Consider the following 21,006-nt stretch of genomic DNA (forward strand, 5'->3'; position numbering starts at 1 on the left):
ATTGCAGGGAGCTTCCGCAGCTCGGGTTTCTTTTTGGTTGGCATACATGCACCTCTTACTCATGTTATGCCCAAACACAAAATTTCTGACACCCCCCGCAAAAATAATTAAGTCAGTTTCGCTTGAAGAAAAGGCGTCCGTGGGACCAGAGGCTGAACGGACATTTGAAAACCAGCAATAATGGCCTACCGCTACCAAGGAATGTGTAGACCATGGCACGAAAGACCACCTCTGTTACACCTCCGCAGCCGAAGCTGAGACTGACATCTCAAGAGATCGATCGTGGCCTTGCTCGGCTATCTGAACGAATTGCAGAGCTTCGCGCTTTTGACCTCAATACCGTCCGGGACGGGAATACGCCTGAGCTGAAGGCTTGCTGTTCCACTCCGACCAGGGCTCGCAATATGGAAGCCGGAGTTTTCGTCAGCGCCTTTGGCGATATCGCATGCGTCAGAGCATGAGCCGGCGAGGAAATTGTTGGGATAATGCGCCGATGGAGCGGGTGTTCAGGAGCCTGAAAACCGAGTGGATACCGCCCATGGGCTACACGACGGTCCAACAAGCTCAGCGGGATATCAGCCATTTTTTGATGCACAGGTACAACTGGATTCGACCGCACCAATTTAATGGTGGGCTGCCACCGGCTCAGGCCGAGAAAAAACTTAACGTCGTGTCCGGGATCAGTTGACCACTACATGCTGCGCATAGCCGAAAAAATGGGCGCCGTCGAGCGTCTCGCACCGCGCGTGATGCGCCATTACTTGCAATGAGGCTTGCATGACATCTTCGATCCCTTCCCGTGCCCATGGCAAAAAAACCCTGATCATCAACAACATGCAAGTCGATCTGCTGCCCATGATCCAGGGCGCTAGCCGCGTGCTGGAGCATTGCTGCTGGCTGGCGGAGCTTGCCCAGGAAATCGAGCTGCCCGTTGCTCTAGTCTGCCATGAAAAGCTGGGCGCGCTGCCAGCACGACTACGCAAGGCAGCAGGTGTTTGCACAACATTCTCCAAATGCCACTTCAATGTGCTCGATGAACGGGGGATCGACATCTTCCGTACCGCTACGCCCGGCAATCACTGGATTTTCGCGGGTGTGGAAACCCACGTGTGTATCCTGCAATCGGCGCTGGCGCTACGCGCACGCGGTGACCTGGTTTCGGTTGTGGTAGACGCAGTGGCGTCCCGCAGCGTCCTGGATCACGAGGTCGCGCTCTCGCGCATGTCACGCCACGGTGTGGAACTGATCACCCGCGAGATGTTGTTCTTCGAAACCATGGCGCAGTCGGAGCGATGCGATTACCTGGCGCTGAGCCAACGCTTTCTCGATGGCCGCTACCTGAGGACCTACGGCGAATGACTCGGATTGCCGCACCTGACACCATGCCCAATCGCACCTTTTTCGCAAGGAGCCAGCCATGACCGCCGTTCTCTCGCAGACACCCGCCACTGCCAAGGCCACGCCCTTGATCCTGCTGATGATCATTTTCATCGACGGCCTGGGCACGGCATTGCTGCTGCCGATGCTACCGATGCTGCTCGACCCGGGCGACCCTGCGGGGGTGGTTTTCGGCAGCGCACCTACTGCCGCTCGGACCGCATGGCTCTACGGCGTGCTGTTGGCAGGCTACGCCTTTGCGATGATGGTGGGCGCGCCTCTGCTGGGTGCGCTTTCAGACCGCATCGGGCGGCGCCCAACGCTTCTGCTTGCGGTGACAGGGTCGGTCGCCGGTTATGCCCTGAGCACTTGGGCCGTGAGCGTGGGCAGCGTGGGCTTGCTGATCGCCGGGCGCTTGCTGGGAGGCACCTTCGCCGGTAGCGTCCCGGTAGCACAGGCCATGCTGGTCCAGACCCCCGACAGCGCAATGAAACGCATTGGTTGGGTAATGTTTGCCATGACTGCGGGGTTTTTCACCGGTCCCGCGCTCACGGGCATCCTGCTAGCAGCTCATACACCGGGAGCTAGCCTGCTCCTGCCCTTGCAGGTCGCGCTGACCCTCAGCGTGCTGTGCCTGTTGATGGCCTTCTTGCTGCCCTCTACCCCAGCTCCGGCTGCAACAATGGGCCCATCGCTGATCAGACAGGTCTTGAACGGCTTCACCTCGCCAGCCACGCGCAGACCATTGTTTGCGCTGCTCTGGCTGCAAATCGGCTGGAATCTCTTTTACCAGTACTTGCCCTGGATGCTCGCACGCCAGAGCCAGACCGTAGGCAGCATCAGCCTACTGCTAACAGTGGTCGGGATCGGCATGTGCATCGCCTTCATCTGGGTGGCCGGAGCCTTGCAAACCCGGTATCCAGCGCCACAGATCGCGCGCGCTGCCATCCCCGTGCTGGTGGTAAGCTGCGCATTGCTAGCGGCCACGCTCGACAACTCGCTTGCCCTGGTTTTCGGTGCGCTTGCCGCGATCGCCTATGGGGTGGCCTACACTGCCTTGATCGGGCATGACTTGGCATGCGAGCAGTCAAGCCTGCGTGGCACGGTGCTGGGCATCGCCGCTTCACTGGCTGCCGGCGCCGCAGCCGTCACGGCGTTGCTCGGCGGGATAATCGGCGTCTGGGGCAATCTGCTTCTGGCCTCGTTGAGCGTGGCTGCGCTGGCCCTGAGCTGGGTCATCCTGGTTTTGGGAAGAGATCGAGATGAGTAGCGACAACGCCACCTTGATCATCAAAGACCTGACCTTGCGCCTGCCGGACGGCAGGCCGCTGTTCTCGGGGCTTAACGCAACGTTCTCCAGGCAGTTCACCGGCATCGTCGGGCCCAACGGCAGCGGCAAATCGATGTTGGCGCAGATCATGGCGGGTCGCCTGACCGCGAGCGAAGGCAGCGTCCAGTGTGCTGGCAGTGTCGGTTATTTGCCGCAATGGCTCGGGCCTATCGACGGGACCGTTGCCGACCTGCTGGGGGTACATAACGCTTTGCAGGCCTTGGCAGAGGTCGAGGCGGGCGCCTGCGACCCAGCGCTGTTCGACCTGATCGACGACCGCTGGAACCTGCCGGGCGATATCCACGCCTGTCTGACGCGCTTGGGCCTAGCCCATCTGCCGCTTGATCGCGCAAGCGAGGCCTTGAGCGGAGGCGAGACTGTACGCCTGATGCTCGCCGGTCTGCGCCTCGGCGGCGCGCGGGTATTGATACTCGACGAGCCCACCAACCATCTGGATCGCCAGGCCCGCGAGCAGTTGAGCAAAGAGCTGCGCCAAGGCAAGGAAACCCGCATTGTCATCTCCCACGACCGGGCGCTGCTGGAACATGCCGATCGTATCCTCGAGCTTCGCAGCGACGCGCTGGTTCAATACAGCGGCGGCTACAACAACTATCGCGAGCAGCGCCAGGCCGAGCAGGACAACGCACAGGCTGCACTGGTCAGGGCACGCGCGGCACGCGACAGCGTCGAGCAGCAGATCACCATGGCCCGCCAGCGCGAAGTGCAAAGTGCCAGTCATGGTCGTAAGGTGGCGCGTGCCACAGGCACCCCGGCCATCGTCGCCAATGCGCAGGCAGAGCGCGCCGAGCAGCACAGCGGCCATCAGCGCATCCAGCAGGCGCGTCTGAGCCAAATGGCGCGAGAGCGTGTCGACCAGGCCAATGCGAACGTCGAGCCGGTACGCCCAAGCCAACTGCTCGCCCCGACCGGCCTGGTCGCCAACGCGACCCAAGTGGTCACGCTCGAACACTGCGAGCTCCCCTACGGCCCCCCCGACAGCCGCTTCATCGATCTCACCCTGCACGGCCCGATGCGAGTCGCGGTGATGGGGCCGAACGGCTGCGGAAAATCAACCCTGCTGAAGGTGATAGCCGGGCAACTGGCGCCCGCCAGCGGCATCACCCGGCATATCTTACGCACTCACCTGATCGACCAGCACGCTCAAACCTTCGACCCCGAGCACAGTATCGAGCAGGTGCTACGCAATGAGCTGGGCACTGTCGAGGAGGGCCGCTTTCGCCAGGTCTTCGCCAACGCCGGGCTCGACGCTCGGCAGATGGCTACGCCATTCGGTCGGCTCAGTGGTGGCGAGCGCCTGCGCGCAACGCTCGCCTGGCTGGCAGGCGGCCCCGAACAGACGCAACTGTTGCTGCTCGACGAAGTGAACAACCATCTCGACATCGCGGCCTTGGAAGCAGTCGAGCAGTTGCTCGGACAATTCAAAGGCGCGCTCATAGTGAGTGCTCACGATCCTGATTTTCTGCAGGCCTTGGAATTGACGCACCAGTTCATCTGGCAACCAACAGGTTGGCGCTACGAGCCGTGGGATGATGGCGGGCAATGAATAGCGAAGGCTGAATTACGATTTGGGCATCGACAGGTGAGAAATTTCCGAATCTGAAGCCCGGCACTTCAAGGCATCGTGCGCAAAGAACTATCCTACGCCAGCTCCAGACGCTTCGCCGTTGTTTGACTTGGTAAGCAGCGCTAACTTCCCCGAGTCGTCATTTGGCGAGCAGGTGTGAGAGCCCGGCGATACATCGTATCAACGTTATCCATTCTGCCCCGACAAAAGGCCAGGGCAGAGTGTATGACAACCTTTATTTTTTGGAAGCAGTAAAAACTACTCCTGTGGATAACTCACTCCACCGTCACTGACTTCGCCAGATTCCGCGGCTGGTCAACATCCGTCCCTTTTAACACCGCCACATAATACGAAAGCAACTGCAACGGAATGGTGTAAAGAATCGGCGCCAGCGCGTCGATGATGTGCGGCATGGCGATGACGTGGGTGCCTTCTCCGTCTTTCATGCCGGCCTGTTCATCGGCGAAGACGATTAGCTCGCCACCGCGCGCGCGGACTTCCTGTAGGTTGGATTTAAGTTTTTCCAGCAGTTCGTTATTGGGTGCGACGGTAACGACCGGCATGTCGGCATCGACCAATGCCAGCGGGCCGTGTTTGAGTTCGCCTGCGGGGTAGGCTTCGGCGTGGATGTAGGAAATTTCCTTGAGCTTGAGCGCCCCTTCCATTGCCACCGGGAATTGTGCGCCACGGCCGAGGAACAGGGTGTGGTGCTTCTCGGCGAACAGCTCGGCGACTTTCTCGATGGTGCCGTCCATGGCCAGCGCTTCGCCCAAACGGGTTGGCAGGCGTCGCAGTTCTTCGACCAGTTGTGCTTCGACGCCCTCCTCCAATGAGCCTTTGACCTGGCCCAACGACAGAGTCAGCAGCAGCAAGGCAACCAGTTGCGTAGTGAATGCCTTGGTCGATGCCACACCGATTTCCGGACCGGCCTGGGTCAGCAGGGTCAGATCGGACTCACGGACCAGCGAGCTGATGCCCACGTTGCAGATCGCCAGGCTGGCCAAAAAGCCCAGCTCTTTGGCGTTGCGCAATGCAGCGAGGGTGTCGGCGGTTTCGCCTGATTGCGAAATCGAGACGAACAGGGTGTCCGGCTGAATCACGACCTTGCGGTAGCGGAACTCGCTGGCTACTTCTACTTGGCAAGGTATGCCAGCGATGCCTTCAAGCCAGTAACGCGCGACCATGCCGGCGTGATAGCTGGTGCCGCACGCGACGATCTGAACATTGCGAACCTTGGCGAACAGCTCGGCTGCCTGGGGACCAAACGCGTGAACCAGAACCTGCTGCTGACCCAGACGACCTTCGAGGGTGCGCTGTACCACTTTTGGCTGCTCGTGGATTTCCTTGAGCATGAAGTGACGATATTCGCCTTTGTCAGCCGCTTCCGCACCTTCATGGTATTGCACCATCTCACGCTCGACCGGCAGACCGTCAACAGTCCATATCTGCACGCTGTCGCGACGGATCTCGGCGATGTCGCCTTCTTCCAAGTACATGAAACGGTCGGTGACCTGACGCAGCGCCATTTGATCGGAGGCCAGGAAGTTTTCCCCCATGCCAATGCCGATTACCAGCGGGCTGCCACTGCGAGCGGCCAGCAGACGATCCGGTTGTGCAGCGCTGATCACGGCCAGGCCATAAGCACCGTGGAGTTCTTTCACAGCAGCCTTGAGGGCGACAGCCAGATCAGGCGTGTCCTTAAGCTTGTGGTGCAACAGGTGAACGATGACTTCGGTGTCGGTATCGGACACGAACACATAACCCAGAGCCTTGAGCTGTTCGCGCAAGGCCTCATGGTTTTCGATGATGCCGTTGTGGACAACGGCCAGCGTGTCGGCCGAAAAATGTGGGTGAGCATTGCGCTCGCACGGCGCCCCGTGTGTGGCCCAGCGGGTGTGGGCAATGCCCAGGCGACCGGTCAACGGCCCGCCTGCCAGTGCTTGCTCCAGTTCACTGACCTTGCCGGAGCGACGGCGGCGTTCGAGGGTGCCTTCGTTACTGAAAACAGCCACGCCCGCGCTGTCGTAGCCCCGGTATTCAAGGCGCTTGAGGCCTTCGAGCAAAATGGCCGTGATATTACGTTCAGCAACGGCGCCGACGATTCCACACATGGTTATCTCCTAGCTGACAGCAGCACAAATCAGATTGATGCCGCGGGCCTGTATCTGATCGCGTGCCTCACTGGACAGGCGATCATCAGTAATAAGGGTGTGGATACTGCTCCAGGGCAGTTCCAGATTGGGGATCTTGCGACCGACCTTGTCGGCTTCGACCATGACCACCACTTCCCGGGCGACTTCCGCCATGACCCGGCTCAAGCCCAGCAGCTCGTTGAAGGTGGTGGTGCCACGAACCAGATCGATGCCGTCGGCACCAATGAACAGCTGATCAAAGTCGTAGGAGCGCAGTACCTGCTCCGCGACCTGCCCCTGAAAGGACTCCGAGTGCGGGTCCCACGTTCCGCCCGTCATCAACAGGACCGGTTCGTGTTCCAGCTCGGTCAGGGCACGCGCAACATGCAGGGAATTGGTCATGACCACCAGGCCGGGCTGCTGGCCCAGCTCAGGAATCAATGCCGCCGTAGTACTGCCGCTGTCGACGATGATTCTGGCGTGCTCGCGAATTCTGCAAACCGCAGCGCGGGCGATGGCCTGTTTGTAACGGGAAACCGGCTGACTGCCATCGCTTATAAGCTCGTGAGGAAGCGGCACTGCGCCCCCGTAACGACGCAACAGCAGACCGTTGGTTTCAAGTGCAGCCAGATCCTTTCGAATCGTAACTTCTGAAGTTTCAAAGCGTCTGGCCAAATCGTCCACACTGACTTCGCCTTGCTCGTTTAGCAGGGCGAGAATGTTGTGACGACGTTGTGGTGTATTGCGCTTCGACATAACTGCCTTAAGTTTCGTTTTGAAAGATAACGAAGGCAATCAAAACCTATTTTTTGGGTTTGGTCAATGCTGAAGGGTTTGGCAGTGCATTCTCAGTGGAGCATGAGGAACGAGATTCTTGTAATTCCCGTTCCAGTGCTCCGTTTTCAGAGGTATGCATAGGCCCGCTGGACCAGCTCAGGATGCATTTCGTGGGAGCGGACTTGTCCGCGAAAACTATTCACAAAGATTCCAAGACGTGAGATGGCATTCGCGGACGAGTCCGCTCCCACAGAGCGTCATTTTCCTAGGGCTGTGGATAACTCAGTCTTTCTTGATCTTCACCGGCCGTTTCCAGCCCTCGATGTTGCGTTGGCGGGCGCGGGCCACGCCAAGTTGTTCAGCAGGTACACTCTGAGTGATGGTCGAACCGGCTGCAGTCGTCGCACCATCCAAGATATCCACAGGCGCAACCAGAGAGTTGTTGGAACCGATGAAGACGTCTGCACCCAACGTGGTCTTGTGCTTGTTGGCACCATCGTAGTTACAGGTGATGGTACCGGCGCCGATATTGGTGCGTGCGCCAACCTCGGCGTCGCCCAAGTACGTCAGGTGGCCGACCTTGGCACCCTCACCCAGATTCGCATTCTTGAGTTCGACAAAGTTACCCACATGCGCATTGGCCCCCAACACGCTGCCTGGTCGCAGGCGGGCAAACGGACCTGCGTCACTGCCCTCACCCAGGATCGCGCCTTCGATGTGGCTGTTGGCTTTGACGACGACACCCTTGCGCAAGGTGCTGTCCTTGATAACGCAGTTCGGACCGATGACCACGTCATCCTCGATCACGACCTTGCCTTCAAGAATCACATTGATATCGATCAGCACGTCGCGCCCGACGCTGACGTCACCGCGCACATCGAATCGAGCTGGGTCACGCAGGGTCACGCCAGCCGCCATCAGACGACGGGCTTCGCGCATCTGATAATGACGCTCAAGCTCCGAAAGTTGTTTGCGATCATTGGCGCCCTGCACTTCCATCGCATCGTGAGGCTGTTCGGTAGCCACCATAAGGCCGTCATTCACTGCCATGGCGATCACGTCGGTCAGGTAGAACTCGCCCTGCGCGTTGTTGTTGGAAAGACGACCGAGCCAGTCTTCGAGATGCATGGCAGGCACCGCGAGAATACCGGTGTTGCCCTCGTTGATTGCCCTCTGCGCATCAGAGGCGTCCTTGTGCTCGACGATGGCACAGACGCGTTGCTGATCATCACGAACGATACGACCATAGCCCGTGGGATCATCCAGCTTCACGGTCAACAAGCCGAGTTGCTTGGGTGTCACCCGCTTGAGCAGGCGCTGAAGTGTTTCAACTTCGATCAGCGGTACATCGCCGTACAGAATCAATACGGTCTCAGCGGTCAACGCGGGCAGCGCCTGAGCGACCGCGTGGCCAGTGCCCAGCTGTTTATCCTGCATCACGAAATTCAAGTCATCAGCCGCCAGTTGCTCGCGCACGATGTCCGCACCATGCCCGATCACCACATGGATGCCGACTGGGGATAACTGCCGGGCGCTGTGGATAACATGGCCAAGCATGGAGTTGCCTGCCACCGGATGCAGAACCTTGGGCAGCGCGGAACGCATCCGGGTACCTTGGCCAGCAGCGAGAATAACGATATCGAGAGACATGATAGGACTACCAACTGAGCGGCAACCGGACCGAAGGCGGGCTGACTTGAAAGAGGAAATCTGAAAAAAGAAAAAGGGTAGCCGAGGCTACCCTTTTTCTCAATCGCGCATCGAGTGCAGCAGGGTTAGCCGCCGAACTTCTTGCGAATTTGCTGAACGGTCCGCAGCTGAGCTGCAGCCTCGGCCAGACGAGCAGTTGCAGACCCGTAATCGAAGTCCGCGCCTTTTTCGTTCAGAGCCTTCTCGGCAGCCAAAACAGCAGCCTGAGCAGACGCTTCGTCCAGGTCGGCAGCACGTTGCACAGTGTCGGCAAGCACCTTGACCATGTTCGGCTGAACCTCAAGGAAACCACCGGAGATGTAAAACACCTCCGCTTCCCCACCCTGCTTGATCAAGCGGATCGGGCCCGGCTTCAGATCGGTGATCAGCGGCGCGTGGCCTGGAGCGATACCTATATCACCCAGGTTGCCGTGCGCAATCACCATCTCGACCAGACCGGAGAAGATTTCCCCTTCCGCGCTGACGATGTCGCAATGGACTGTCATAGCCATTTGCTTGCCTCAACCTAATTAGCGCCCGTTGCCGGGCGCCGGGATTACAGTTTCTTGGCTTTCTCGATCGCTTCTTCGATGCCGCCGACCATGTAGAACGCTTGTTCTGGCAGGTGGTCGTAGTCACCGTTGAGGATGCCTTTGAAGCCAGCAATGGTGTCTTTCAGGGAAACGTATTTACCCGAAGCACCGGTGAAGACTTCTGCCACGAAGAAAGGCTGGGACAGGAAGCGCTGGATCTTACGAGCACGGTTAACCAACTGCTTGTCGGTCTCCGACAGCTCGTCCATACCCAGGATCGCGATGATGTCTTTCAGCTCTTTGTAACGCTGCAACACGTACTGGACGCCGCGAGCGGTGTCGTAGTGTTCCTGGCCAATGACGTTCGGGTCCAGCTGGCGCGAAGTCGAATCCAGTGGATCTACCGCCGGGTAGATACCCAGGGAGGCGATGTCACGGGACAGAACGACGGTGGCGTCCAAGTGGGCAAACGTGGTCGCTGGCGACGGGTCAGTCAAGTCGTCCGCGGGTACGTATACGGCCTGGATCGAGGTGATCGAACCATTCTTGGTAGAAGTGATGCGCTCTTGCAGCGTGCCCATCTCTTCAGCCAGGGTCGGCTGGTAACCTACTGCGGAAGGCATACGGCCCAGCAGTGCGGATACTTCAGTACCGGCCAGGGTGTAACGATAGATGTTGTCGACGAACAGCAGAACGTCGTTACCTTCGTCACGGAACTTCTCGGCCATGGTCAGGCCGGTCAGTGCTACGCGCAGACGGTTACCCGGCGGCTCGTTCATCTGACCGTAAACCAGTGCCACTTTGTCCAGAACGTTGGAATCCTTCATCTCGTGGTAGAAGTCGTTACCCTCACGGGTACGCTCACCCACACCGGCGAACACGGAATAACCGCTGTGCTCGATGGCGATGTTACGGATCAGTTCCATCATGTTTACGGTCTTGCCGACACCGGCACCACCGAACAGACCGACTTTACCGCCTTTGGCGAACGGGCAGACCAGGTCGATAACCTTGATGCCGGTTTCCAGCAGGTCGTTGCCGCCAGCTTGCTCAGCGAAGGACGGTGCAGGACGGTGAATGCCCCAGCGCTCTTCGGTGGCAATCGGGCCAGCTTCGTCGATCGGGTTGCCCAGCACGTCCATGATCCGGCCCAGCGTCGCTTTACCGACCGGTACGGAGATGGCTGCGCCAGAGTCTGTTACTTCAAGACCACGCTTCAAGCCCTCGGTGGAGCCCATCGCAATGGTACGAACCACGCCGTCGCCCAGCTGCTGCTGAACTTCCAGGGTGGTTCCTGCCGCGCTTTGAACTTCCAGCGCGTTGTAGATACTCGGTACGCTATCGCGTGGGAATTCCACGTCGATCACGGCGCCGATGATTTGAACGATACGTCCGCTACTCATTAGCTGGTTCCTCTAATATTTGAACCGTTAAACCGCGGCAGCGCCGCCGACGATTTCCGAGATCTCTTGGGTGATCGCTGCCTGACGCGCCTTGTTGTAGATCAGCTGCAAATCACTGATCAAATCACCGGCGTTGTCTGTGGCGTTCTTCATCGCGATCATCCGCGCTGCTTGTTCAGCTGCGTTGTTCTCGACCACCGCCTGGTACACCTGCGATTCCACGTAGCGAACCATCAGGCCGTCCAGCAGCTCTTTGGCGTCGGGTTCGTAGAGATAGTCCCAGTGGTGCTTGAGCCCTTGATCCGGGGTTGCCACCAGCGGAATCAACTGCTCCACGGTGGGTTGCTGGGTCATGGTGTTGATGAACTTGTTGGATACCACGGACAGGCGATCAATACGGCCATCCAGGTAGGCATCCAGCATCACCTTGACGCTGCCGATCAAGTCGTTGATCGACGGCTCTTCGCCCAGGTGGCTGATCGCAGCGACGACGTTACCGCCGAAGTTGCGGAAAAATGCCGCACCTTTGCTGCCGACCACGCACAGATCGATCTCTACACCGTTTTCACGGTTCACCGCCATGTCCTTGACCAGAGTCTTGAACAGGTTGGTATTCAAGCCACCACACAGACCACGGTCACTGCTCACGACGACATAACCGACGCGCTTTACCGGGCGATCGATCATGAACGGGTGGCGATACTCCGGGTTGGCGTTTGCCAGGTGACCAATCACCTGGCGAATGCGCTCCGCGTAAGGACGGCTAGCAGCCATGCGCATTTGAGCCTTGCGCATTTTGCTGACCGCCACTTTTTCCATGGCGCTGGTGATCTTTTGCGTGCTTTTGATGCTCGCAATCTTGCTGCGAATCTCTTTTGCGCCTGCCATGTAACACCTATCAGGTTAGCAAGCGGGAGCCTTGCGGCCCCCGCTGCGGCTTACCAGGTTTGGGTGGCCTTGAACTTCTCGATGCCGGCTTTCATGCCAGAATCGATTTCGTCATTGAAGTCACCCTTCACGTTGATCTTCGCCATCAAATCGGCGTGATCGCGGTTGAAGTAAGCAATCAGCGCTTGTTCAAAGCTGCCGATCTTGGCGATTTCGACGTCAGTCAGGAACCCACGCTCAGCGGCATACAGCGACAGCGCCATGTCAGCGATCGACATTGGTGCGTATTGCTTCTGCTTCATCAGCTCGGTAACGCGCTGACCATGCTCAAGTTGCTTGCGGGTCGCCTCGTCCAGGTCAGACGCGAACTGGGCGAATGCCGCCAGTTCACGGTACTGAGCCAGAGCGGTACGGATACCCCCGGAAAGCTTCTTGATGATCTTGGTCTGAGCGGCACCACCCACACGGGATACCGAAACACCGGCGTTCACAGCCGGACGGATGCCGGAGTTGAACATGGCCGATTCCAGGAAGATCTGACCGTCGGTGATGGAAATCACGTTGGTCGGAACGAACGCGGAAACGTCGCCAGCCTGGGTTTCGATGATCGGCAATGCGGTCAGGGAACCGGTTTTGCCGGTCACTGCGCCATTGGTGAACTTCTCTACATACTCTTCGGAAACACGCGATGCGCGCTCCAGCAGACGGGAGTGGAGATAGAACACGTCGCCTGGGTAAGCTTCACGGCCTGGTGGACGGCGCAGCAGCAGGGAAATCTGGCGGTAAGCCACTGCCTGCTTGGACAGATCGTCATAAACGATCAGCGCGTCTTCACCGCGGTCGCGGAAGAATTCACCCATGGTGCAACCCGAGTACGGTGCAAGGAATTGCAGCGCAGCGGATTCGGAAGCACTTGCAGCCACGACGATGGTGTTAGCCAGTGCGCCATTTTCTTCGAGCTTGCGAACCACGTTGGCGATGGTCGATTGCTTCTGACCGATAGCTACGTAGACGCAGAAGATGCCGCTGTTCTTCTGGTTGATGATTGCGTCGATGGCCAGAGCGGTTTTACCGATCTGACGGTCACCGATGATCAGCTCACGCTGGCCACGGCCGACAGGAATCATGGCATCGACCGCCTTGTAGCCAGTCTGTACAGGCTGGTCTACCGACTTACGCCAGATCACGCCTGGAGCAACTTTCTCGACCGCATCGGTCTCGGTGTTGTTCAGCGGACCTTTGCCGTCAACTGGATTACCCAGTGCATCGACAACGCGACCCAGCAGTTCCTTACCCACCGGAACCTCGAGGATGCGGCCAGTGCACTTGGCGCTCATGCCTTCAGCCAGAGTCGTGTAGGCGCCCAGTACCACGGCACCCACAGAGTCTTGCTCAAGGTTCAGCGCCATACCGTAGACGCCGCCCGGAAACTCGATCATCTCGCCGTACATTACGTCGGCCAGACCGTGAATCCGCACGATACCGTCAGACACGCTGACGACTGTGCCTTCGTTACGGGCTTGGGAGGTTACATCGAGCTTGTCGATGCGACCCTTGATGATTTCACTTATTTCGGAAGGATTGAGTTGCTGCATTGCTCTGCTGCCCCTTCAAACTCAAGATTTCAATGCTTCGGCTAGTTGCGCGATTTTGCCGCGAACTGAGCCATCGATAACCAGGTCGCCGGCGCGGATTACGACACCCCCTATGAGAGAGGCATCCTCCGCAGCATGCAGGCGCACTTCCCGGCCGAGCCGTGCACTGAGAACCTTGGCGAGTTTGTCTTGCTGTTCTTGGTTCAATGCAAAAGCACTGGTGACATCCACATCGACCGATTTTTCCTGATCGGCCTTGTACAGGTCGAACAGTTCGGCGATCTCCGGCAGAAGCGGGAGACGGTCGTTTTCAGCAACGACGTGAATGAAATTCTGTGCCTTGGCATCGAACTTGTCGCCACACACTTCAATAAAAGTGGTGGCCTTTTGTGCGCTCGTCAGTCGCGGGGCCTTGAGCATGCGCTGCATGGTGTCATCTTGCGACACCGCAGCAGCCAGGCCGAGCATGGCTGACCAATTGGCCAGTTGCTGGTGGGCCTGCGCATGCTCGAAGGCCGCCTTCGCGTAAGGTCGGGCCAACGTGGTCAGTTCTGCCATGATCGCCCTCGCTTAAATTTCAGCAGCCAGTTTGTTAACCAGCTCCGCGTGCGCGTTTTGATCGATTGTGGCGCCCAGAATCTTCTCTGCACCGTTGACTGCCAGGCTACCCAACTGGGCGCGCAAGGCGTCTTTGACGCTGTTCAGTTCCTGCTCGATCTCGGCCTGAGCCTGAGCCTTCACACGGTCAGCTTCAACGCGTGCCGTTTCACGGGCTTCGTCGACAATCTGAGTACCGCGCTTCTTGGCTTGCTCAATGATCTCGGCTGCTTGAGTTTTAGCTTCGCGCAGTTGTTGACCCACTTTGTCTTGGGCCAACTCCAGGTCGCGAGCTGCTCGGGAAGCAGCGTCCAGTCCATCCGCGATCTTCTTCTGACGTTCGTGCAAAGCAGCGATGACCGGAGGCCACACGTACTTCATGCAGAACAGCACAAAGATGAAGAACGCAACGGACTGACCAATCAGGGTTGCATTAATGTTCACGCCAACACCTCGCTCGTTCGTTGTCCATCACACCAATCAACTCGAAAATTCGAGTGATCAGCCAGCGAGTTGACCAACGAAGGGGTTCGCAAAGGTGAAGAACAGAGCGATACCGACACCGATCATGGTCACGGCGTCGAGCAGGCCCGCAACGATGAACATTTTGACTTGCAGCATTGGGACCATTTCCGGTTGACGCGCAGCGCCTTCCAGGAATTTGCCGCCCAACAGGCCGAAACCGATTGCAGTACCCAGTGCGCCCAGGCCGATCAACAGTGCAACAGCGATAGCGGTTAGACCAACTACAGTTTCCATCTTTCCTCCCGACTTTTACGTCGTATTGGTTAGGTTTTATTAATTGAAGCGGTAAAACAAAATCATTTTTACATCAGCCCTTGCGGGCGCCGCCTCGCCACTGGCGAGACGGTCATCAGACGCGTCGTGAGACGAATCTCAATGGTTATCTTCGTGAGCCATCGACAGGTAGACGATGGTCAGCATCATGAAGATGAACGCCTGCAGGGTGATGATCAGGATGTGGAACACAGCCCACGCCCACTGCAGAACAATACCCAGACCGCTGAGCCACAACAGACCGCTGCCGAACATCACGGCGATCAGAATGAAGACCAGCTCGCCAGCATACATGTTGCCGAACAGACGCAGAGCCAGAGAAATCGGCTTGGCGATCAGCGTCACGAATTCCAGCAGGAAGTTGACCGGAATCAACAACGCCTGAACGAGGATATTCTTGCTGGCAAACGGGTGAAGGGTCAGTTCGCCGATGAAGCCGCCGATGCCCTTGACCTTGATGCTGTAGAAAATGATCAGTGCGAAGACCGACAGCGCCATGCCCAGTGTAGCGTTAGGGTCAGTGGTCGGAACAGCACGGAATGGAATGTGCTCGTCGCCGGAAATCAGCATTGCCAGCTGTGGAATCCAGTCAACCGGTACCAGGTCGACCGCGTTCATCAGGAAAACCCAGACGAAGATGGTCAGAGCCAGTGGCGCGATGACCGCGCTGCGACCGTGGAAACTGTCCTTCACGCTGCCGTCGACGAACTCGACCAGAACTTCAACGAAGTTCTGCAGGGCGCCTGGCTGACCGGAAGTTGCCTTCTTGGCCGCCATGCGGAAGATCAGAACGAAAATCAGACCCAACGCAACCGACCAGCCGAGAGTATCGACGTGGAAAGCCCAGAAACCCATTTCCTTGGCTTCTGCTGCGGTGTGGGCAAAGCCCCAATCGCCATTGGGCAGGTGCCCGAATGTAAGGTTCTGCAAGTGGTGCTGGATATAGCCCGAAGCTGTTTGCTCTGCCATGGTTGCCTCAAACGCCCTAAGGTCTCGAAAGTCTTGTTCTCGTAAGCAGGGGAGCGAACCAGTTGACCACCTGGATCAACATGAACACGCCGAATACAGCCAGCGGCGCCAATGGCTTCACACCTGCGAACGTCAATGCAAAAAGCACTGCCGTGAAAATCAGTTTGCCTGCCTCGCCGGCATAGAACGACCGGACGATGGCTTGCGCTGCTCTGGCCCCGGAAAACCGGAACGCCTTGTGAGCAAAGTATAAATTGGGCAGCCAGGCGATCAGGCCTCCACAGAGTCCCGAGTATCCCGCCACGACTCCTAGCCACTGCCACAACACCAAAGCGGCGATGAGCAGGACGATCAACTGAGCCAGCAATAACGGAAAAACCACCAGGCGATAGAACGGCAAGCGGTCTGGCATGCGGGATTCCATCGCAACTGCTCCTCTGATGTCGGTCGCCATAATCAATAACTTGGCATAATTTGTGCCGACAAAATGCGCGCAGAGTATAGGGGCGGTTCAGCCCCTATTCAACTGTCGGGTAGTGATTTCCGACTATACGCTACAGAGCAATTGTTTCAGCGGATGTGGGCAAGCACACCTTGAAGCTCATCCAGCGAGTTATAACGGATCACCAGCTGACCCTTGCCCTTCTGCCCATGGCGGATTTGCACCGCAGAGCCCAGCCGCTCGGCCAGACGCTGTTCGAGCCGGCTGATGTCAGGATCAGCCTTGGCCGGTTCTGCCGCCTCTGGTTTGCCGCTCAGCCACTGCCTGACCAACGCTTCGGTCTGGCGCACAGTGAGCCCGCGTGCGACAACGTGTCGCGCCCCTTCAACCTGCCGGTCTTCGCCCAGGCCAAGCAGTGCGCGAGCGTGTCCCATTTCGAGATCACCGTGCGACAGCATGGTCTTGATGACTTCAGGCAATGCAATCAGACGTAACAAATTCGCCACGCTAACCCGCGATTTACCCACAGCGTCTGCAACCTGCTGCTGAGTCAGTTGAAATTCCTGCTGCAAACGCTGCAATGCCATGGCTTCTTCGATCGGATTCAGGTCTTCGCGCTGAATGTTCTCGATCAATGCCATTGCAATCGCGGTTTCATCCGGTACATCGCGAACCATCGCCGGAATCGTCTCGACGCCGGCCTGCTGACTCGCCCGCCAGCGACGTTCACCGGCGATGATTTCAAAACGGTTGTTGCCGATCGGGCGCACCACGATCGGCTGCATCACGCCTTGCGACTTGATCGACTGCGCGAGTTCTTCCAGTGCCTGCGGGTCCATGTCACGGCGCGGCTGATACTTGCCGCGCTGGATCTGGTCCAGCGGCACATGCTGCAACTCACTCGGCGGAGCCTTGACGGCCTGCTCTTCCAGCGAACTGACGGTTGGACTGCTCAGAAGTGCGTCCAACCCACGTCCGAGACCTCGTTTCTTGACGGCCATGGGAATTCCTTAGGTTGGCTGAGCGCTTTTCGCGCCGCGACGTTGACGACGAACCAGCTCACTTGCCAGCGCCAGATACGCCAGTGCGCCACGCGAGGATTTATCATAAGCCAACACCGGCATACCGAAACTCGGCGCCTCGGCCAGCCTGATGTTCCTCGGGATCACAGTGTCATAAAGCTGCTCGCCGAAGTGTTCCTTGAGCTGCGCGGAAACATCGTTGATCAGGCTCAGGCGCGGATCATACATGGTGCGCAACAGACCTTCGATCTTCAATTGCGGGTTGAGCAGTTGGGCGATGCGCTTGATGTTATCCACAAGGTCGCTGAGGCCTTCGAGCGCAAAGTACTCGCATTGCATGGGGATAATTACGCCATCCGCTGCAACCAGAGCGTTCAACGTCAGCATCGACAGTGACGGCGGGCAATCGATCAGGATGTAATCGTAATTCTCCCGGATCGGCGCCAGCGCGTTGCGCAAACGGCTCTCTTTCATCTGCATTTCGAGCAGCACCACTTCGCCCGCCGTCAGATCGCGGTTGGCCGGAAGCAGTTGATAACCACCATGTTCTGAAAACTGCATGGCCTCGCCCAGATCGCATTCGCCGATCAACAGGTCATAAACCGAGTTTTCCAGGTTGTGTTTATCCACACCGCTGCCCATGGTCGCATTGCCCTGGGGATCGAGATCGATCAACAACACACGGCGCTTGGTCGCGACCAGTGACGCGGCGAGGTTGATGCATGTGGTGGTCTTGCCGACCCCACCTTTCTGGTTCGCTATCGCGAATACCTTAGCCATTCTTGCTTGTGTTCCCAGTCATGCCGTGCGGCGCAGTATCAGCAGATGGCGTTGGCCTTGGCAACCCGGAACGGTCAAGGCGTGTGCGCTATCGAGGTGAAAATCCGAGGGCAATGCTACCAGTTCATCGACAGGATGCAGACCTTTCATCGCTAGCCAGCGAGTATTGGCGTCGCCCATGTGGCGCGTCCAGCCGGCAAAGTCTTCAAGGCTGCTGAAGGCTCGGGAGATGATCCCGTCGAACGGCGCATCAGGCTGATAATTTTCCGCACGGCTGTGGATAACTTCAAGATTGTCCAGTTTCAGCTCCAGTTTGACCTGCGTCTGAAACCGGGTTTTCTTGCCGTTGCTGTCCAGCAGCGAAACATGTCGCTCCGGAAACAGGATGGCCATGGGAATGCCAGGCATTCCACCGCCGCTGCCGACGTCCATCCAGCGAGTGCCTTCGATGAAGGGCACCACGCTGAGGCTGTCGAGCAGATGTCTTGAAACCATTTCGTCCGGATTACGCACTGCGGTCAGGTTGTAAGCCTTGTTCCACTTGATCAACAGCGCCAGATAAGCGAGCAATTGGTCATGCTGCGCCTGGGAAAGATCGATCCCCAATTCACGGGCACCGGTGGATAACTCTTGGGCGTGTTGCGGGGTGACCATCGAACTCAAGCGCTTTGCTCCAACTGACGGCCCGCGCCGCGTTTTTTCAAATGAATCATCAACAGCGATATCGCCGCAGGTGTGACGCCCGGGATGCGTGAAGCCTGCCCAAGCGTTTCTGGCCGAGTTATCCCCAGCTTGCTCTGAATTTCTTTCGACAAACCGGAAATTCCGGCGTAATCGATGTCTTCCGGCAAACGGGTGTCTTCACTGGCGCGCAGGCGGGCAATTTCGTCCTGCTGCCGGTCAATGTAACCGGCGTATTTGGTCTTGATCTCGACCTGTTCGGCCACCAGCGGATCGGTGCAGCCCTCGCCAGTGATGGCAATCAGGCTGGCGTAGTCGATTTCCGGACGGGTCAGCAGGTTGAGCAGATTGTATTCGTGAGTCAGCGGCGTACCGAAGTGCGAGGCAATCGCGTCGCCCTGTTCTGTACCGGGACGTACCCAGGTGCTTTTCAGCCGCTGTTCTTCCAGTGCAATGCTTTCGCGCTTGGTGCAGAACGCGGCCCAGCGCGCATCGTCGACCAGACCCAGTTCGCGACCTTTTTCGGTCAGGCGCAGATCGGCGTTGTCCTCGCGCAGGATCAGACGGTACTCCGCACGCGAAGTGAACATCCGGTAGGGCTCTTGAGTACCCAGCGTAATCAGGTCATCGACCAATACGCCGATGTAAGCCTCATCGCGACGCGGGCACCAGCTGTCTCGGCCTTGTGCACGAAGGGCGGCGTTGGTTCCTGCTAGCAAACCTTGAGCGCCCGCCTCTTCGTAACCGGTGGTGCCATTGATCTGACCGGCAAAAAACAAACCGCCAATGACTTTGGTTTCCAGGCTGTATTTCAGATCACGCGGGTCAAAGTAATCATATTCGATGGCGTATCCGGGCCGAACGATGTGTGCATTCTCCATGCCGCGAATCGAACGCACGATCTGCAGCTGAACATCGAACGGCAACGACGTGGAGATGCCATTCGGATACAGCTCGTGGGTGGTCAGGCCTTCTGGCTCGATGAAAACCTGATGGCTTTCCTTGTCGGCAAAGCGATGAATCTTGTCTTCGATTGACGGGCAGTAGCGCGGGCCGATGCCTTCGATCACACCGGAATACATCGGCGATCGGTCCAGGTTGGACGCGATGATTTCGTGAGTCCGCGCGTTGGTGTGGGTAATCCAGCAGCTGACTTGCGGCGGATGCTGTTCTTTGGAACCCAGGAACGACATGACAGGAATCGGTGTGTCGCCCGGCTGTTCGGTCATGACCGAGAAGTCCACAGAACGGCCGTCGATGCGCGGCGGAGTACCGGTTTTCAAACGGCCGACACGCAGCGGCAGTTCACGCAGGCGCTGTGCAAGCGCGATCGATGGCGGATCGCCTGCGCGCCCACCCGAATAATTCTGCATGCCAATGTGGATAAGTCCACCGAGGAACGTGCCGGTGGTCAGAACCACCGAGTCGGCAAGAATGCGCATGCCCATCTGGGTGACCACACCGCGAACCTGATCCTGTTCGACGATCAGGTCATCGCAGGCCTGTTGAAATATCCACAGGTTCGGCTGGTTTTCCAACGTTTCGCGGATAGCGGCCTTGTACAGAACGCGGTCTGCCTGAGCGCGGGTCGCTCGCACTGCCGGGCCTTTACGGCTGTTCAGCACGCGAAATTGAATACCGCCCTTGTCGGTAGCCATCGCCATGGCGCCGCCGAGTGCGTCGATTTCCTTGACCAGATGGCTTTTACCGATGCCACCGATGGCAGGGTTGCAGCTCATCTGCCCGAGTGTTTCCACGTTGTGCGTCAGCAGCAGGGTTTTTACACCCATGCGTGCCGACGCCAGTGCGGCTTCGGTACCGGCATGACCGCCACCGATGACGATCACTTCAAAACGGGAAGGGAAATCCACCACGCACCTCGTGCCTGTTGTCGATGAGAAATTGGGACAGCTGGCAAGTATAGGGACTTACCCCACCTGAATGAAACCCGTTGGACAAAATTTAACCAGCTGTGGAAAACTCGCGAATAAAGAAAATAAAAAAGAAAGAAAGTTTATAAAGCCTTGTTTTAAAGCTTATTCTTACTGAGCATTATTTCTGTGGATAGATTGCTGAACGCCTTTAATTTCAATGTGTACAGAGATTTAAAAGGCTGTGGTCATGTGCCAATGAGGGGCTTGGATAACCGTCCTGAGCCTGTTGATAAAAGTGCCACTTGTCCACAGGGCGGTTTATCTTCAGGTTTGACCCCTGCTTACCCACTGGGCTGAAGGGCAGTTATTCACAGGGCTTAATTCAAAAAAAACACGCGAAAAGTTGAAAAATGCTTGAGCGAATCCATTTCGTGGCGTTGTTCACGCGCGAAAAAGATCGGTTGAAGAGAAATAAAAGGCTTGATGTGGCGGGGGTAGAACAGATTTCCGCAGAAAATAACCCCTGTTCACACG

19 protein-coding genes and 1 pseudogene are annotated in these 21,006 nt (G+C 57.8%); 4 read left to right on the forward strand and 16 right to left on the reverse strand.

Annotated features, from left to right (window positions below; translation table 11 throughout):
• Positions 1 to 370 precede the first annotated feature (370 nt).
• The 4 genes and pseudogenes from ABJ99_RS12590 to ABJ99_RS12605 all read left to right on the forward strand — a co-directional run.
• Positions 371 to 688, forward strand: a pseudogene (locus ABJ99_RS12590) (integrase core domain-containing protein); the annotation flags it as partial.
• An 89-nt stretch (positions 689 to 777) separates the two neighbouring features.
• On the forward strand, positions 778 to 1,359 hold the full coding sequence (locus ABJ99_RS12595; RefSeq protein WP_054086121.1) for an isochorismatase family protein: 582 nt from the start codon (positions 778 to 780) through the stop codon (positions 1,357 to 1,359).
• A 58-nt stretch (positions 1,360 to 1,417) separates the two neighbouring features.
• Positions 1,418 to 2,647: an MFS transporter gene (locus ABJ99_RS12600; protein ID WP_054086122.1), complete on the forward strand. Its 1,230-nt coding sequence runs from the start codon at positions 1,418 to 1,420 to the stop codon at positions 2,645 to 2,647.
• On the forward strand, positions 2,640 to 4,271 hold the full coding sequence (locus tag ABJ99_RS12605) for an ATP-binding cassette domain-containing protein (RefSeq protein WP_054086123.1): 1,632 nt from the start codon (positions 2,640 to 2,642) through the stop codon (positions 4,269 to 4,271). The genes ABJ99_RS12600 and ABJ99_RS12605 overlap by 8 nt, the downstream gene beginning before the upstream one ends.
• 296 nt (positions 4,272 to 4,567) lie before the next feature.
• Here the strand turns inward: ABJ99_RS12605 and glmS are convergent, their stop codons facing one another.
• The 16 genes from glmS to mnmG all read right to left on the reverse strand — a co-directional run bounded on the left by glmS (position 4,568) and on the right by mnmG (position 20,469).
• Positions 4,568 to 6,403 carry a glutamine--fructose-6-phosphate transaminase (isomerizing) gene (glmS, locus tag ABJ99_RS12610; RefSeq protein WP_054086124.1) on the reverse strand — a complete coding sequence of 612 codons (1,836 nt, stop codon included), beginning with the start codon at positions 6,401 to 6,403 and terminating at the stop codon, positions 4,568 to 4,570.
• A gap of 9 nt (positions 6,404 to 6,412) precedes the next feature.
• Positions 6,413 to 7,180: a DeoR/GlpR family DNA-binding transcription regulator gene (locus ABJ99_RS12615; protein ID WP_010422861.1), complete on the reverse strand. Its 768-nt coding sequence runs from the start codon at positions 7,178 to 7,180 to the stop codon at positions 6,413 to 6,415.
• 303 nt (positions 7,181 to 7,483) lie between these two features.
• Positions 7,484 to 8,851, reverse strand: coding sequence for a bifunctional UDP-N-acetylglucosamine diphosphorylase/glucosamine-1-phosphate N-acetyltransferase GlmU (glmU, locus tag ABJ99_RS12620; RefSeq protein WP_054086125.1), 1,368 nt, complete (start codon positions 8,849 to 8,851; stop codon positions 7,484 to 7,486).
• A 125-nt stretch (positions 8,852 to 8,976) separates the two neighbouring features.
• Positions 8,977 to 9,402: a F0F1 ATP synthase subunit epsilon gene (locus ABJ99_RS12625; RefSeq protein ID WP_003413751.1), complete on the reverse strand. Its 426-nt coding sequence runs from the start codon at positions 9,400 to 9,402 to the stop codon at positions 8,977 to 8,979.
• A gap of 44 nt (positions 9,403 to 9,446) precedes the next feature.
• Positions 9,447 to 10,826 (reverse strand): F0F1 ATP synthase subunit beta, encoded by a 1,380-nt coding sequence (atpD, locus tag ABJ99_RS12630; protein ID WP_002555982.1) that lies wholly within the window; start codon positions 10,824 to 10,826, stop codon positions 9,447 to 9,449.
• A gap of 27 nt (positions 10,827 to 10,853) precedes the next feature.
• Complete coding sequence (gene atpG, locus ABJ99_RS12635; protein ID WP_007252347.1) at positions 10,854 to 11,714, reverse strand: F0F1 ATP synthase subunit gamma; 861 nt, start codon at positions 11,712 to 11,714, stop codon at positions 10,854 to 10,856.
• A gap of 50 nt (positions 11,715 to 11,764) precedes the next feature.
• A complete protein-coding gene (atpA, locus tag ABJ99_RS12640) occupies positions 11,765 to 13,309 on the reverse strand; it encodes a F0F1 ATP synthase subunit alpha (RefSeq protein WP_002555984.1) in 1,545 nt (514 codons plus the stop codon).
• Between the two features lie 21 nt (positions 13,310 to 13,330).
• Positions 13,331 to 13,867 (reverse strand): F0F1 ATP synthase subunit delta, encoded by a 537-nt coding sequence (locus ABJ99_RS12645; protein WP_054086126.1) that lies wholly within the window; start codon positions 13,865 to 13,867, stop codon positions 13,331 to 13,333.
• A gap of 12 nt (positions 13,868 to 13,879) precedes the next feature.
• Complete coding sequence (locus tag ABJ99_RS12650; RefSeq protein WP_007252349.1) at positions 13,880 to 14,350, reverse strand: F0F1 ATP synthase subunit B; 471 nt, start codon at positions 14,348 to 14,350, stop codon at positions 13,880 to 13,882.
• A 57-nt stretch (positions 14,351 to 14,407) separates the two neighbouring features.
• Complete coding sequence (gene atpE, locus ABJ99_RS12655; protein WP_002555987.1) at positions 14,408 to 14,665, reverse strand: F0F1 ATP synthase subunit C; 258 nt, start codon at positions 14,663 to 14,665, stop codon at positions 14,408 to 14,410.
• Positions 14,666 to 14,803: 138 nt separating this feature from the next.
• On the reverse strand, positions 14,804 to 15,673 hold the full coding sequence (atpB, locus tag ABJ99_RS12660; RefSeq protein WP_007252350.1) for a F0F1 ATP synthase subunit A: 870 nt from the start codon (positions 15,671 to 15,673) through the stop codon (positions 14,804 to 14,806).
• 16 nt (positions 15,674 to 15,689) lie between these two features.
• Positions 15,690 to 16,097, reverse strand: coding sequence for a F0F1 ATP synthase subunit I (locus ABJ99_RS12665; protein WP_054086127.1), 408 nt, complete (start codon positions 16,095 to 16,097; stop codon positions 15,690 to 15,692).
• Between the two features lie 146 nt (positions 16,098 to 16,243).
• Positions 16,244 to 17,116: a ParB/RepB/Spo0J family partition protein gene (locus tag ABJ99_RS12670; RefSeq protein ID WP_054086128.1), complete on the reverse strand. Its 873-nt coding sequence runs from the start codon at positions 17,114 to 17,116 to the stop codon at positions 16,244 to 16,246.
• Between the two features lie 9 nt (positions 17,117 to 17,125).
• Positions 17,126 to 17,917, reverse strand: a complete 792-nt coding sequence (locus ABJ99_RS12675) for a ParA family protein (protein ID WP_054086129.1) — start codon at positions 17,915 to 17,917, stop codon at positions 17,126 to 17,128.
• 18 nt (positions 17,918 to 17,935) lie between these two features.
• A complete protein-coding gene (rsmG, locus tag ABJ99_RS12680) occupies positions 17,936 to 18,580 on the reverse strand; it encodes a 16S rRNA (guanine(527)-N(7))-methyltransferase RsmG (protein WP_054086130.1) in 645 nt (214 codons plus the stop codon).
• Positions 18,577 to 20,469, reverse strand: coding sequence for a tRNA uridine-5-carboxymethylaminomethyl(34) synthesis enzyme MnmG (gene mnmG, locus ABJ99_RS12685; RefSeq protein ID WP_054086139.1), 1,893 nt, complete (start codon positions 20,467 to 20,469; stop codon positions 18,577 to 18,579). The genes rsmG and mnmG overlap by 4 nt, the downstream gene beginning before the upstream one ends.
• Between the last annotated feature and the right edge of the window lie 537 nt (positions 20,470 to 21,006).

It is taken from the genome of Pseudomonas syringae pv. cilantro (genome assembly GCF_001293775.1).
Classification (GTDB): domain Bacteria; phylum Pseudomonadota; class Gammaproteobacteria; order Pseudomonadales; family Pseudomonadaceae; genus Aquipseudomonas; species Aquipseudomonas syringae_P.